This window comes from Pseudaeromonas aegiceratis (assembly GCF_046254905.1).
GTDB classification, from domain to species: domain Bacteria; phylum Pseudomonadota; class Gammaproteobacteria; order Enterobacterales; family Aeromonadaceae; genus Pseudaeromonas; species Pseudaeromonas aegiceratis.
The window spans coordinates 2,538,986-2,552,024 of record NZ_CP158016.1 but is presented as its reverse complement, the minus strand read 5'-3'; the positions used below and the strand labels follow the sequence as shown (position 1 = coordinate 2,552,024).

Annotated in this window: 15 protein-coding genes; 12 read left to right on the top strand and 3 right to left on the bottom strand. The window is 58.6% G+C overall.

The annotated features are described in order from the left end of the window. Window positions 1-9 precede the first annotated feature (9 nt). From ABHF91_RS12005 to flgA, 3 genes are all read right to left on the bottom strand, one after another. Window positions 10-429: a flagella synthesis protein FlgN gene (locus tag ABHF91_RS12005; RefSeq protein ID WP_409420518.1), complete on the bottom strand. Its 420-nt coding sequence runs from the start codon at window positions 427-429 to the stop codon at window positions 10-12. Further along, window positions 426-752 carry a flagellar biosynthesis anti-sigma factor FlgM gene (gene flgM, locus ABHF91_RS12000; RefSeq protein ID WP_409420517.1) on the bottom strand — a complete coding sequence of 109 codons (327 nt, stop codon included), beginning with the start codon at window positions 750-752 and terminating at the stop codon, window positions 426-428. The genes ABHF91_RS12005 and flgM overlap by 4 nt, the downstream gene beginning before the upstream one ends. An 86-nt stretch (window positions 753-838) precedes the next feature. Then, window positions 839-1,444 carry a flagellar basal body P-ring formation chaperone FlgA gene (gene flgA, locus ABHF91_RS11995; RefSeq protein WP_409420516.1) on the bottom strand — a complete coding sequence of 202 codons (606 nt, stop codon included), beginning with the start codon at window positions 1,442-1,444 and terminating at the stop codon, window positions 839-841. A gap of 281 nt (window positions 1,445-1,725) precedes the next feature. Between flgA and ABHF91_RS11990 the strand changes: the two genes are divergently transcribed. The 12 genes from ABHF91_RS11990 (at window position 1,726) to flgK (ending at window position 13,038) form a co-directional block, all read left to right on the top strand. After that, window positions 1,726-2,637 carry a chemotaxis protein gene (locus ABHF91_RS11990; protein WP_409420515.1) on the top strand — a complete coding sequence of 304 codons (912 nt, stop codon included), beginning with the start codon at window positions 1,726-1,728 and terminating at the stop codon, window positions 2,635-2,637. A 22-nt stretch (window positions 2,638-2,659) separates the two neighbouring features. Continuing rightward, complete coding sequence (locus tag ABHF91_RS11985) at window positions 2,660-3,484, top strand: CheR family methyltransferase (RefSeq protein ID WP_409420514.1); 825 nt, start codon at window positions 2,660-2,662, stop codon at window positions 3,482-3,484. A gap of 55 nt (window positions 3,485-3,539) precedes the next feature. Further along, window positions 3,540-3,947 carry a flagellar basal body rod protein FlgB gene (flgB, locus tag ABHF91_RS11980; RefSeq protein ID WP_409420513.1) on the top strand — a complete coding sequence of 136 codons (408 nt, stop codon included), beginning with the start codon at window positions 3,540-3,542 and terminating at the stop codon, window positions 3,945-3,947. Further along, window positions 3,944-4,369 (top strand): flagellar basal body rod protein FlgC, encoded by a 426-nt coding sequence (flgC, locus tag ABHF91_RS11975; protein WP_409420512.1) that lies wholly within the window; start codon window positions 3,944-3,946, stop codon window positions 4,367-4,369. Before flgB ends, flgC begins: the two co-directional genes overlap by 4 nt. A 10-nt stretch (window positions 4,370-4,379) precedes the next feature. Then, window positions 4,380-5,069, top strand: a complete 690-nt coding sequence (locus ABHF91_RS11970) for a flagellar hook assembly protein FlgD (protein WP_409420511.1) — start codon at window positions 4,380-4,382, stop codon at window positions 5,067-5,069. Between the two features lie 29 nt (window positions 5,070-5,098). Beyond that, a complete protein-coding gene (flgE, locus tag ABHF91_RS11965) occupies window positions 5,099-6,409 on the top strand; it encodes a flagellar hook protein FlgE (protein WP_409420510.1) in 1,311 nt (436 codons plus the stop codon). A gap of 176 nt (window positions 6,410-6,585) precedes the next feature. Next, window positions 6,586-7,332 carry a flagellar basal-body rod protein FlgF gene (gene flgF / locus ABHF91_RS11960; RefSeq protein ID WP_409420509.1) on the top strand — a complete coding sequence of 249 codons (747 nt, stop codon included), beginning with the start codon at window positions 6,586-6,588 and terminating at the stop codon, window positions 7,330-7,332. Window positions 7,333-7,349: 17 nt separating this feature from the next. Continuing rightward, a complete protein-coding gene (gene flgG, locus ABHF91_RS11955) occupies window positions 7,350-8,138 on the top strand; it encodes a flagellar basal-body rod protein FlgG (RefSeq protein WP_409420508.1) in 789 nt (262 codons plus the stop codon). A 19-nt stretch (window positions 8,139-8,157) separates the two neighbouring features. Beyond that, window positions 8,158-8,835: a flagellar basal body L-ring protein FlgH gene (gene flgH / locus ABHF91_RS11950; protein WP_409420507.1), complete on the top strand. Its 678-nt coding sequence runs from the start codon at window positions 8,158-8,160 to the stop codon at window positions 8,833-8,835. A gap of 11 nt (window positions 8,836-8,846) precedes the next feature. After that, the gene (locus tag ABHF91_RS11945; protein ID WP_409420506.1) at window positions 8,847-9,950 is read left to right on the top strand and encodes a flagellar basal body P-ring protein FlgI; all 1,104 of its coding nucleotides are present in this window, start codon (window positions 8,847-8,849) and stop codon (window positions 9,948-9,950) included. 15 nt (window positions 9,951-9,965) lie between these two features. Further along, entirely contained in the window at window positions 9,966-11,042 is a 1,077-nt protein-coding gene (gene flgJ / locus ABHF91_RS11940; protein WP_409420505.1) for a flagellar assembly peptidoglycan hydrolase FlgJ, read from the top strand. Window positions 11,043-11,055: 13 nt separating this feature from the next. Continuing rightward, window positions 11,056-13,038, top strand: coding sequence for a flagellar hook-associated protein FlgK (flgK, locus tag ABHF91_RS11935; protein ID WP_409420504.1), 1,983 nt, complete (start codon window positions 11,056-11,058; stop codon window positions 13,036-13,038). Window position 13,039 lies beyond the last annotated feature (1 nt).

Here is a 13,039-nt window from a genome sequence, read left to right as displayed (position 1 = left end):
GTGGTTTTTTTACGCCTTGATGTTCAGGGAACCGTTTTTCCCCGGCTGGGTATTGCCGCGATTGTCGTAGGTGAGTTTGTTCTTGTCCCGCAGCTGGCATAGCTCGGCGGCCAGCTTGCGATTGGAGAGCAGATTGAGCTCAATGAGTTTGCCGTTGACCTCGTTACGTTCCTGGCAGGATTGCAGATTGGTGAGGATTCGCTGGCGGAACGGTTCGAGTTCCGGCTGCAGCTGGTGGTCAGGCAGGGTGCTGGCTATGGCTTGATCATTCTGGGCGAGGGTGGCGAGCAACTGCTGTTTTTTTTCGGTCAATTCCGGCAGCGCCAACGCCTTGCGCTGCTTGAGCAGGTTGAACTCCTCCTCAAGCAGCGCAAGCATCTGGTTAAGCGTATCTTCCTGCTGCTGGAGCAGGTCGAGTAGTGGACTCATTGATAGAGTTTTTCCAGATCGGATTCCATGCTCACCATCTTCTTGGCCACCCGCTGACTGTCCACCTTGTATTCGCCCTTATCGATGGCGGCTTTAAGTGCCTCGACCTTGGCCTGGTTGGTGGTGGGGGTGTTGCTCAGCCGCTGCTGAACCCGACCAAGTTGCTGGGCTTGATCCGTCAGCACCACAGCATCCTGGCGTACACTGCCCTTGGCCTGCTGAGCTTGCTCGGCAGCACCGCTGGCCGCTTGACCGCTGGTGTTGCCACCAGCCACCTTGGTGGACTGATTACTCAGCAGATTGTTGATGTTGTGTATGGCCATGATAGTTACCTGTTGGTCGCCAATCTCGCGTCATGCCTGTTTATCGGCACTGTGCTGACGAACTTTAGAAATAAATTTGCGCCAAGTTACAGATCCACTCTTACCTTGCCAGCGTGCGCAACCACGGCCTGTATCACCCGCTTGGAGCGGTTGTTTTCCACGCGAATGGCCTCTCCGAAGCTGCCATCCTGCAGGGCGGTACCCTGGGTCTTGATCTGCATCCCTCCGGTGAGGGCCTGTATTTCCACCTTGTCACCTCGGCATACTACACAAATCTGATTTTGCCGCACAGGCTGGCCGGCACGCAGATCCCGTTTGAGACGGCTGCCCACCAGGGGGGCCGTGTCGCTGAAGGTATCGCCACGCAGCAGTATCTCATCCATAAATTCGATGGTCATCAGCCCTTCATCCAACACGGTACCGCGGGGTGCGGCGTCGGCCACCGACACGAAGGGACGCAATACCTTGACTCGAACGGGAAGGTAGAGATCCCAGATCGGCTCCGCCTCGCATTTAAGGTAAACGCTGTTGGTTCGCCTGACCTCCTCGCTGCCGGCTAGACGGGCGGTCAAGTGGCCGCTACAGGCATGAATGCCCAGGCGATCGTCAATGGGACCCGAACTAACCTCCACCCGGCTGGTGGGATCGACGGTCATCTGATCCAGCACAAACTGTTCGGCAAACTGACGCACCTGTTGGGTGTCAGCGGCTCGACAAGGGGCGGTCAACAGCAATGCGAGCGTTATCAAGTAACGCCCACTAATCGTTTCCATCTTCTTGCCGATAAAGCACAATAGGCTCATATAGACTTATACTAATCCTGCAATCCGAGGCTGGTCTAAGTCGACAACAGGGCCTCAGCTCAAAAAATGACCTCGCAAGGTCTTGTGTCATAAGAGTATGCAAAAGTCATACCTGCAAGCACAGGGTTTCGTCAGACGGCTACTGCCTTTAGCCAAAAATGGAGTAAATTATGGCGAGTATCTTGGATTCCGTAAACCAACTGACCCAGCTGGTCGGGCAGAATCGGTTGGAATTGCTGTTGTTCAAGTTGGTGGGGCGTCAACGTTTTGGCATCAATGTATTCAAGGTACGTGAAGTCCTGCAGTGTCCGGCATTGACCATCATGCCCAAGCTGCACCCGTTTGTGCGGGGGGTGGCGCATATCCGCGGACAGACGATTTCCGTCATCGATCTCAGCCTGGCCACCGGCGGCAAGCCGATCCAGGATCTAACTCAGTGCTTCATCATCATTGCCGAATATAACCGGTCGGTGCAGGGGTTCTTGGTCAGCTCGGTAGAGCGCATCATCAATATGAATTGGGAAGCCATTTTGCCGCCACCCAAGGGCGCCGGCCGCTTAAACTATATGACGGCGGTCACCGAGGTAGATGGCGAACTGGTGGAAATCCTGGATGTGGAGAAGATCCTCGACGAAATTTCGCCGGTGAACACCCATGTGAGCGAGGATGTGGTGGCCTCGAGTGAGGCGCACCATACCCGTGGCCGCATGGTGTTGGTGGCGGATGATTCGTCGGTGGCGCGCAAGCAGGTAGAGCGGGCGCTCAATGCCATCGGCGTCAAGTGTCTGCTGGCCAAGGATGGTAAAGACGCCTTGACCATGTTGCTGGACATGCTGGAGAAGGGGCCCATCGAGGAGCAGATCGGTTTGGTCATCTCGGACATCGAAATGCCGGAAATGGATGGTTACACCCTGACGGCGGAGATCCGCAACCATCCCGGGCTCAAGGATCTACATGTCATTTTGCATACCTCCTTGAGTGGGGTCTTCAACCAGGCGATGGTGCAGAAGGTGGGGGCCAACAACTTTATCGCCAAGTTCCATCCGGACGAACTGGCCAAGGCCGTTCAAGACGCCCTGTAATCCAACGAGTCGAAGAAGATTAATGAAGACACTGTCCGACGAGCTTTATAAACAGTTCAGTGCCTTTTTGGAGGCCCAGAGCGGAATCGTGCTGGGCGCCAATAAGCAGTATCTGGTTAAGAGCCGACTGGCGCCATTGGTTGGACAATATGGCGCCAATACCTTGGCCGACCTGATCAAGCGGGCCATGGACCCTCGTGAGCGGGATCTGAAGATGACGGTGGTCGATGCCATGACCACCAACGAAACCCTCTGGTTTCGTGACACCTATCCCTTCCAACTGTTGACCGACCGCATCTTTCCCGAACTGGGAAAGGCGGGCAAACCCTTGCGGATCTGGTCTGCCGCCAGTTCCTCTGGTCAGGAGCCCTATTCCATTGCCATCACGGCTCTGGAGCAGCAGATGAAGCGTCCTGGTACGCTGCCGGGGGGCGTGCAGATCGTGGGGACCGATATCTCCGCCTCCATGCTCAATCAATGCAAGGAAGGCATCTACGACAACCTGGCGCTGGCCAGAGGTTTGTCCGTGGAGCGCAAGCGTCAATTTTTCGAGGCATGTGACGGCAACAAGATGCGGGTCAGTGACAGAGTCAAAAAATTGGTGTCGTTCCGCCCCTTCAATCTGTTGGACAGCTACAGCCTGCTGGGCAAGTTTGACATCATTTTTTGCCGCAACGTGCTGATCTACTTCTCTCCCGAGATCAAGTCAAAAATCCTCAACCAGTTCGCTGGCAGCCTGAATCAGGGCGGTTATTTGATGCTGGGAGCGTCAGAGTCGCTCACCGGCCTGACCGACCGGTTTGAGATGATCCGCTGTAATCCCGGCATCGTCTACAAGCTCAAATAATCCCATCTTTTTATCTGGCACACCTCTTGCTTCGTTTTATGGCAGGAGGTGCGCCATGACCATTTCATTCGATAAAGCATTCGGGATCCACCAGTACACCATAGGGGTGCGTTCCCAGCGGGCTGAGGTCCTGGCTGGCAACATAGCCAACGCAGATACCCCTGGCTACAAGGCGCAGGATCTGGATTTCTCCAGTGCCTTGAGCCAGGCCCAGGGTTTGCAGGGTGGGGCGACCGAGCTGACCCGCACCAACAGCCAGCACCTGGCAGGTGGGAGCGCCATGACAGGTACCCTCCAGTATCGCGTGCCGCTGCAGCCGGATACCGGCGATGGCAATACGGTGGATCTGCAGCAAGAGCGCAATGACTACTTGGAAAATGGCTTGGAGTATCAAACCTCGCTTGAATTTCTTAACAGCAAGATCAATGGCTTGCTCAAGGCGCTTAAAGGAGATCAAGCATGAGTCTCTTTCGGATTTTTGACGTCGCCGGCTCGGCCATGAGTGCCCAGTCTGTGCGTCTGAATACCACCGCCAGCAACCTGGCCAATGCCGACAGTGTCAGCTCCAGCGTGGAGGAGACCTACCGGGCACGGCGGCCGGTTTTTGCCGCCATGCTGCAAGAGGCCGGCAGTGGCCAGCCGGGCGGCGAATCGGTCGGGGTTCAGGTGCAGGGCATAGTGGAGAGCGACGCGCCCTTGCTCAAGGAGTACAACCCCAACCATCCCATGGCGGATCAGGACGGCTTCATCTACAAGCCCAACGTCAATCCCGTTGAGGAGATGGCGGACATGATCAGCGCCTCCCGCTCATACCAGACCAATGTACAAGTCGCCGATACCGCCAAGCAGATGCTGTTGCAGACGCTGCGGCTGGGCAAGGGTTAAGGAGTAGACCATGGCCGACTACAGCTCCCTGACGGGTATTACAACCTCCTCTGCTGCTCAGGCCAGTAGCACCACGAGTAGTAGCAGCAGTAGTAATGGTGCTCTGGGGCAGGCAGATTTTTTCAAGCTGTTGACCCAGCAGTTGTCCTATCAGGATCCGTTCAAGCCGACGGACAACTCCCAGATGATTTCCCAGATGGCGTCGTTCACCACGGCTGACGGCATCAACCAGCTCAATACCCAGATGACCACGCTCAACGACAACATGACCTCCAGTCAGGCGTTGATGGCCTCCAGCCTGGTGGGGCAGAAAGTCCTGTCTCCCACCAGCAACGGCTACTTGACCGAGGGGGACACGGTCAAAGGCGTGATCACCACGGGCGATGGCGCCAGCAATCTGAAGATCAGCATCACGGATGCGGATGGCAATGTGGTGCGCGAGATCCCCGTTGATGGCAGCCAGACGGGCAACTACATGTTCGAATGGGACGGTCTGGACAAGAATGGCAATCAAGCTCCCACTGGAACCTATACCTTCAAGGCCAATGGCCTGGTGGGGAATGAACGACAGGATTTAGGGGTGTTGACCTACGGGCAGGTTGAGAGCGTCACGCTCGGCAACAGCCAGGTTGCCACCGTAGTGAAGGTTCAAGGGGTTGGCAGCTTGCCGCTGTCGCAGATCTTGGAAATTTCCAACTAGCCATAGGCGCTAAGTGAGAGGTAATACCCATGTCATTTAATATTGCCCTGAGTGGTTTGTACGCCGCCCAGAAACACCTGGACGTCACGGCCAACAACATCGCTAACGTGAATACCATTGGCTTTAAGAGCTCCCGGGCGGAGTTTGCCGATGTCTACTCCTCCTCCATCTTCTCCAATGCCAAGACAACGGTGGGCAGTGGCGTGACCACCGCCACCGTTTCTCAGCAATTTCACCAGGGTGCGCTGAACTTCACCGATAACTCGCTGGATTTGGCCATTCAGGGCAATGGCTTCTTCGTAACTGCCGCGAATATCGGGGATCTGGACCGTACCTATACCCGGGCCGGGGCCTTTCAGTTGGATTCAAGTGGTTATGTCACTACCGCCCAGGGCGACTACCTGCAGGTCTATGAGGTCAACGATGACGGTACGCCCAAGACCGTCAGCCTGGACTCTACCGTGCCGCTGCAGGTGCCGGATACGGCCGGTAGTCCGGAAGCAACCTCGACGGAAACCATGAGTCTTAACTTGCCGGCGGGGGCAACGGCAGTGGATCCGGCCAATTTCGACCCGACGGACTCAGATACCTATACCTCCTCCACCTCTGTGGTGGTGTATGACTCCTTGGGTGAGTCTCACACCATGACGCACTATTTCGTCAAAGATTCGACGGCCACCAATACCTGGCGCATGTTCAACTACATGGATGATCTGCCGGTCGATATCACCGGGGGCTCTACCGTGAGTACTACGGCGCCGACCTGTGCGACCCTGGTGTTCGACTCCACCGGCCAATTGGATACGACGGTAGCGACCAACCCGGATCCGGATCCCATCGTCACCGAGGAGCTGGGTTCCAGCGGCGCTGGGGTCATCACCAATGGGGCTGACGGCACCCAGACCATCACCATCGACTTTGACAGCATCACCCAGTACTCCTCTTCGTTTGAGGTGAGCTCCCTGTCGCAGGACGGCTCCACCGTCGGTCGCTTGACCAAGGTGGACATCGGCTCCGATGGCGTGGTGGCCGCCACCTACAGCAACGGCACCACGACCTATCTGGGCGCCATCGCCATGGCCAACTTTGCGAACCCACAGGGGCTGACGCAGGTGGGGGATACCTCATGGAAGGCATCCTTGCTGTCGGGGGATGCGGTACCGGGGCAGGCCAACACCGGGACCTTTGGCAAGATCCAGTCTTCCGCGCTGGAAGCCTCCAACTCCAACCTGACCTCCGAGTTGGTGGAGCTCATCACCGCCCAGCGTAACTATCAGGCCAACTCCCGGGCCCTGGAAGTCAACAGCACCCTGCAGCAGACCATACTGCAGATCCGCTGATCGAGGCGTTCACCAGGAGGGCAGCCATGGGCTGCCCTCTTCCTTTTGTTTTGCTCCCCCGTCGCCCGCCGTACTCGCCGGCCATCTGCCCTCTCCTCCTTGCGTTCCGCCAAATGGCTAGTTGGCATCATCTTTGCTTCACGTTGCTTAAGTCACCATTTTGACTGGAGTGGGTTATGGATCATCTGTTGTACCTGGCCATGTCAGGCGCCAAGGAAAACATGAACAGCCTGACGTTGCGCAGCAACAACCTGGCCAACGCCAATACCGTTGGCTTCAAGGCGGATCTCGAGCAGGCGCGGGCCATGCAGGCCTTTGGCGATGGCTTGCCGTCCCGGGTGTTTTCCATGACGGAGCGGCCTGGACAGAGCTTTGCCCCGGGTGGCCTGATGACCACGGGCCGGGATCTGGACGTGGCGGTGGAAGGCGACGGTTGGTTGACGGTTCAGGATGCCCAGGGTGGCCAGGCCTATACCCGCATGGGCAATCTGCAGCTCTCGCCCTATGGCGTCTTGCAGACCAGCTCGGGACTCAACGTGCTGGATGATGCCGGCAAACCCATAGTGCTGCCGTTGCCGCTGGAGAAGATCTCCATCAACAAGGACGGCACCATAGCGGGACGACCCGAAGGGGCTGCACCCAATGCCATGGAGGAGTTCCAGCGTATCAAGCTGGTCAACCCTGACATCAAAACCGTAGACAAGGGCAATGATGGCCTGTTTCGCCGCAAGGATGGCCAGGATGAACCGGCCTCGGCCGATGTCAAACTGGTCTCGGGCGCCCTGGAGGCCAGCAACGTCAACGTGGTGGACGAGATGACCAACCTGATCCGGCTGCAGCGCCAGTTTGAGACCCAGGTGAAGATGATGCAGACCGCCGAAAAGAATGACGAAGCCCACACCCAACTGTTGCGTCTGAGCTAAGCGACGAGGAGAAGATTATGAACCCGGCATTGTGGATCAGTAAGACGGGGCTCGACGCCCAGCAGACCAACATTTCGGTCACCTCCAACAACCTGGCCAACGCCTCCACCGTTGGTTACAAGAAGGGGCGGGCCATCTTCGAAGACCTGCTCTATCAGAATATCAATCAGCCCGGCGGGCGCTCCTCGGCGGATACCACACTGCCTAACGGCCTGATGCTGGGGGCGGGGGCTAAGGTGGTGGCCACCCAGAAAAACTTCAGCCAGGGCAACGTGCAGACCACGGACAACTCCCTGGATGTGATGCTCGAAGGCCGCGGCTTCTTCGAGGTGCTGCTGCCGGACGGCACCACAGCCTATACCCGTAACGGTCAGTTCTCCCTGAACGATGAGGGCACCCTGGTGACCTCCGGCATGGGCTATCCCATTCAGCCGGAGATCCAGATCCCCGAGGATGCCCAGAGCGTCACCGTGAGTTCGGATGGTGAGGTTTCGGTCCAATTGATGGGGCAGGCCGACTCCCAGGTGGTGGGGCAGCTGACGGTGACCGATTTCGTCAATCCCTCGGGTCTGCAGCCCATGGGGGAAAACCTCTATCTGGAAACCCAGGCCAGTGGCACTCCGTTGCAAGGGGTAGCCGGTTCCGATGGCCTGGGGGTGATCAAGCAAGGGATGCTGGAAACCTCCAACGTCAACGTGACCGAGGAGCTGGTGAACCTCATTCAGGCACAACGCGTCTACGAGATGAACTCCAAAGTCATCTCCAGCGTGGATGAGATGATGTCCTATGTGACGCAACGGTTGTAATGAATTGAAGGAGGTCGCCATGAAGTTGGCACTCTGTATGGCAGGATGCGGGCTGCTGCTGGCCGCCTGCTCCTCGACCCCTAACATGCCCAAACCCGATGATCCCGAGTTTTCACCCGTGATGCCGGAGGAGAGCGTGGTGAATATGGAATCCAATGGATCCATCTTCAGCCAGAAGCAGACCACCAGCCTCTACTCTGACATCAAGGCGCGTCAGGTGGGCGACATCATCACGGTGGAATTGGTGGAGTCCACCTCCGCCAAGAAGAATGCCAACAATCAGTTGGGCAAGGATTCCAGCCTGGGACTGGATGCCCTCGAGCTGGGGGGCAAGCCGGTGACCGTCGGTGGTTATGACACCAGCGTTGGCATGGGAGCCAACAACAGCTTCAAGGGCCAGTCCAAGGCGGATCAGAGCAACAGCCTGCAAGGCAACATTTCCGTCACCGTGATCCGGGTCTTGCCGAACGGCAACCTGATGGTGCGAGGCGAGAAGTGGATCATGCTGAACACCGGCAACGAATACATCCGTATCACGGGCATAGTCCGGGCGGAGGATGTGCAGGCGGACAACACGGTGGAATCCCAGCGTGTGGCCGATGCTCGCATCTATTACGGAGGGACGGGGGACTTTGCCAATACCCAGGAACGGGGATGGTTGGCACAGTTTTTTAATAGTCCCTGGAGTCCGTTCTAGGAGTAACCGAAATGACAAAATTCCGACACCTGACTGCCATGGCCCTGGGGCTGAGCCTGTTGTTGCCTCAGGCCCAGGCGGCCCGTATCAAGGATCTGGCCTCTGTGCAGGGGGTTCGTACCAACCAATTGATTGGTTATGGCCTGGTGGTGGGTCTGCCCGGCACCGGGGAGAAGAACAACGCCTTCTCCGAGCAGACCTTCCGCACCATGCTCAACAACTTCGGTATCAAGGTGTCGGATGATCTCAAACCTAAGATCAAGGATGTGGCGCCGGTGGCGGTGCACGCCGAGCTGCCGCCCTTTGCCAAGCCGGGGCAGACCGTGGATGTGACCGTCTCGGCCATTGGCGAGGCCAAGAGCCTGCGGGGTGGCACCCTGTTGCAAACCTTCTTGAAGGGGGTGGACGGCCGGGTATATGCCCTGGCGCAAGGCTCTCTGGTGGTGGGGGGGCTGGGGGCGGAAGGCGCGGACGGTTCCAAGGTGGTGGTGAACACCCCGACGGTGGGACGCATCGCCAACGGGGCCACAGTGGAACGGGAGGTGCCCAATGCCTTCAGCCAGGGGGATACCATCACCTTCAACCTGAACCGTTCCGACTTCACCACCGCCAAGCGGATGACGGATGTGATCAACGGCCTGGTGGGGCCGGACACGGCCCGGGCGCTGGATGCCACCTCCGTGGAGGTGTATGCCCCGCGGGACCCGGCACAGCGGGTTTCCTACCTGGCCACCCTGGAGAATCTGGACGTCGATCCGGCGGATGAGGGGGCCAAGATCATCGTCAACTCCCGCACCGGCACCATAGTCATTGGGAATCAGGTGCGCCTGCGGCCAGCCGCCATTACCCATGGCGGGCTGACGGTGACCATCAGCGAACAGCCGCAGGTGTCCCAGCCCAATGCCCTGGCCGGCGGGAATACCGCCGTGACCACCAACTCCAACATCAACATCCAGCAGCAAAATAGCCGTATGTTCAAGCTGGACACCGGCAACACCCTGGACGATCTGGTGCGGGCCGTCAATCAGGTCGGGGTGGCCCCTGGCGATCTGATGGCCATCCTGGAGGCACTGCAACAGGCTGGTGCCATTCAGGGCCAGCTGGTGATCATCTAAGGTTGCGGAGGCCGCATGGATAAATTTACCCAGACCGGCGTCGTCGATGACATCCGCTCCTTGGATCGGCTGCGGCAGCTCAGCACCCAGGGCAAGGCCAGCCAACAGCAGGCGCTGGAGGCGGCAGCCCGGCAATTTGAGTCCCTGTTCACCCAGATGTGGATGAAGGGCATGCGCCAGGCCAACTCGGTGCTGACCAAAGACAGCCCCCTCAACAGCCGCTACACAGAATTCTACCAAGGCATGCTGGATCAGCAGATGTCCGCCAGCCTGAGTCCGGCCGACGGCAAGACGGGCTTGGCGGCCATGCTGGTTCGTCAGCTATCCGGCAATCAGAGCCAGGCCAGCACTCCCGATGCGGCGCGCCAGCTGAAGATGCCGGAGGGACGTCTGCCGGTCATGCGGCGTATCGATACGACGGCGTCCTCAGACAGTCAAAATGTTGGCACGGATAGTGCTGAACTCAGTACGGCCAGCGGGGCCGTGGTGGCCCAGGGTCTGGAGAGCCGGCGCACCCGTTTTCGTCACCATGCCGGTATTACCCGGGCAGAGCGCTTCGTACAGCGGCTGGATAGCCAGGGGACGAGCCGGCAGCGGGGCCAGCAATTTGATTCACCACAGGAATTTGTCCGGCAATTGTTGCCGGTAGCCCGGCAGGTGGCGGCCAAGGTTGGCCTGTCACCGGAGGCCCTGGTGGCCCAGGCTGCCCTGGAAACCGGTTGGGGCAAGCACGTGATGCCGGGTGCGGATGGTGAGTCCAGCCGCAACCTGTTTGGTATCAAGGCCGGCAGTCGCTGGCAGGGACTGCAGACCCAGGTGCGCAGTCTTGAATATGAAGACGGCAAACCGGTGATGCGGATGTCACAGTTTCGTAGCTACAACTCCTATGCTCAGAGCATGAAAGACTATGTGGAGTTGATCGGTCGCCATCCTCGCTATGAAAAAGCGCGGGCGGTCGCCCAGGATCCCGAGGCGTATTTTGAGGCGTTGCAAGACGCCGGTTATGCCACGGATCCGCATTACGCCCGCAAGTTGAAGCAGGTTCTGCGCAGCGAGGCCTTCGATCAGGCGCGGCAAGAGATGGAAACCTAAGAAGGGGTAAGGTATGTCTACCGATCTGTTGGGAATTGGCACTTCTGGCTTGTTGGGCCAGCAGCGACTGTTGTGGACTGCCGGTAATAATATTTCCAACATCAACACTGAAGGCTACAGCCGGCAACAGACCACCCTGTATACCAATGCGGTCAACCTGGGGGTAGGTAGCAGCAACACGACCCGGGTACTTAACCAGTTCGCCCAGGGTGAAGTGTGGCGTGATACCTCGACCCACGCCTACAACACCAGCTATTACAACGATGTTGCCTACACGGATAAGCTGTTGAGTGACTCCGCCACCAGTGCCGGTGTGGGGATCGATAATTTCTTCAAGGGGCTGCATTCGGCTAACGAAACCCCCAACAGCCAGTCCGGCCGTGAAGGCGTCATCAGCAACATCGACAGCATGCTCAATCGCTACAGTTCGCTTAACAGCCAGCTGAGCCAGCAATACGATACGGCCAATGCCAAGATTGGCAATGCGGTCAACAAGATCAACTCCCTGCTCAGTAACATCAACGACCTCAATACCCAGCTGATCAAGCGGCAGGGCAGCGGGGATGACGGCACCTCCCTGCACCTGATGGATCAGCGGGATGAACAGGTGCGCCAGCTTTCCGAGATGATGGATATCCGCACCGTGCCGCAGGACGATGGCAGCCTGTTGGTGAACATGTCGACCGGACAATCCCTGGTGGCCCGCGGGGTGGCGGCGAGCATGTCGGTGGTCAGCGGGGATCCGGATGCCCGTGAGACCGGTATTAAGCTGTCGCTGGACAAGGCCTCCACCAGCCTCAAGCAGGCATCACTGGGCGGCTCCCTGGGGGGCATGTTTGCCGCCCGGGATGAGTTGGCGCCCGCTAAGCGCCAGTTGGGCCAGCTGGCGGTGGCCATGGCGGACGCCATGAATCAGCAAAACCGTCTGGGCATGACCCTGAACAACGAGTTGGGGGGGGATATCTTCACCCTGCCCAGCAGCGACGGCCTGCCTTATGCCGACAATGCGGGCACCGGCGCCATCGCAGTGGACTTCATCGCCGGGGAGGGCAGCAATGTCACCGGCATGGATTACCTGGTGAGCTTCACCACCGCCAACGATTACGAGATCTATCGGCTGGATGATGAGGGCAACAAGACCAGCGTGCTGACGGGGACCACCACCCCGCCGGCCACCATAGATCTGGACGATGAGGGGATCAGCCTGAGCCTGACCGGCAGCCCGGCTGCCGGTGACAAGTTCCTGTTACAGCCGACCCTGAATGCCGCCGGGGGCCTGAGCCGTGAGCTGAGGGTGGCCGATGATCTGGCCCTGGCCTCCCCACTGAAGCTGACGGCGGACAGTGGCAACTATGGCAGCGGGGCCATCAGCCTGGAGTCGGTGACCAATACCGATAGCAGCTCGGCCTTCAGCAGCGGCACCTTGGACAGCGCGGCTCCCCAGAGCGTGGTCATCGACGATAGCGGCAACTATGTGGTGTATGACGGCTCGGGCACTGCGATTGGCACCGTTGCCGCCAGTGCCGGCGGCCAAAACCTGATGGCGGCCATCTATGGCTCCACGGCGGCCGAGACCTACCCCGGCTTTGAGTTCTCCATCGACGGCAGCGTCTCGCCGGGGGACAGTTTTACCCTGGCGTTCAACACCGACGGCTTCTCTGACAATTACAACGGTCTGGCCATGGCCAACCTGCAGAATCAAGATCTGGTGCGCCGTGCCGATAGTACTTCTGCCGACAATACCATCACCCTCAACGAGTCGTTTACCGCCTTGGTGACCGGGGTGGGCAGCAAGGTGAGTCAAGCCAGTACCGAGATGACGGCATCCGAGGCCAAGCTGACCCAGAGCCAGAATTGGTACGACAGTGTCAGCGGCGTCAACCTGGATGAGGAGGCGTCTAACCTCATCAAGTATCAGCAGGCCTATTCGGCGGCGGCACAGATCGTTAACGTGGCCAAGAGTACCTTCGACACCCTGCTTAGCGCGGTGAGTTGAT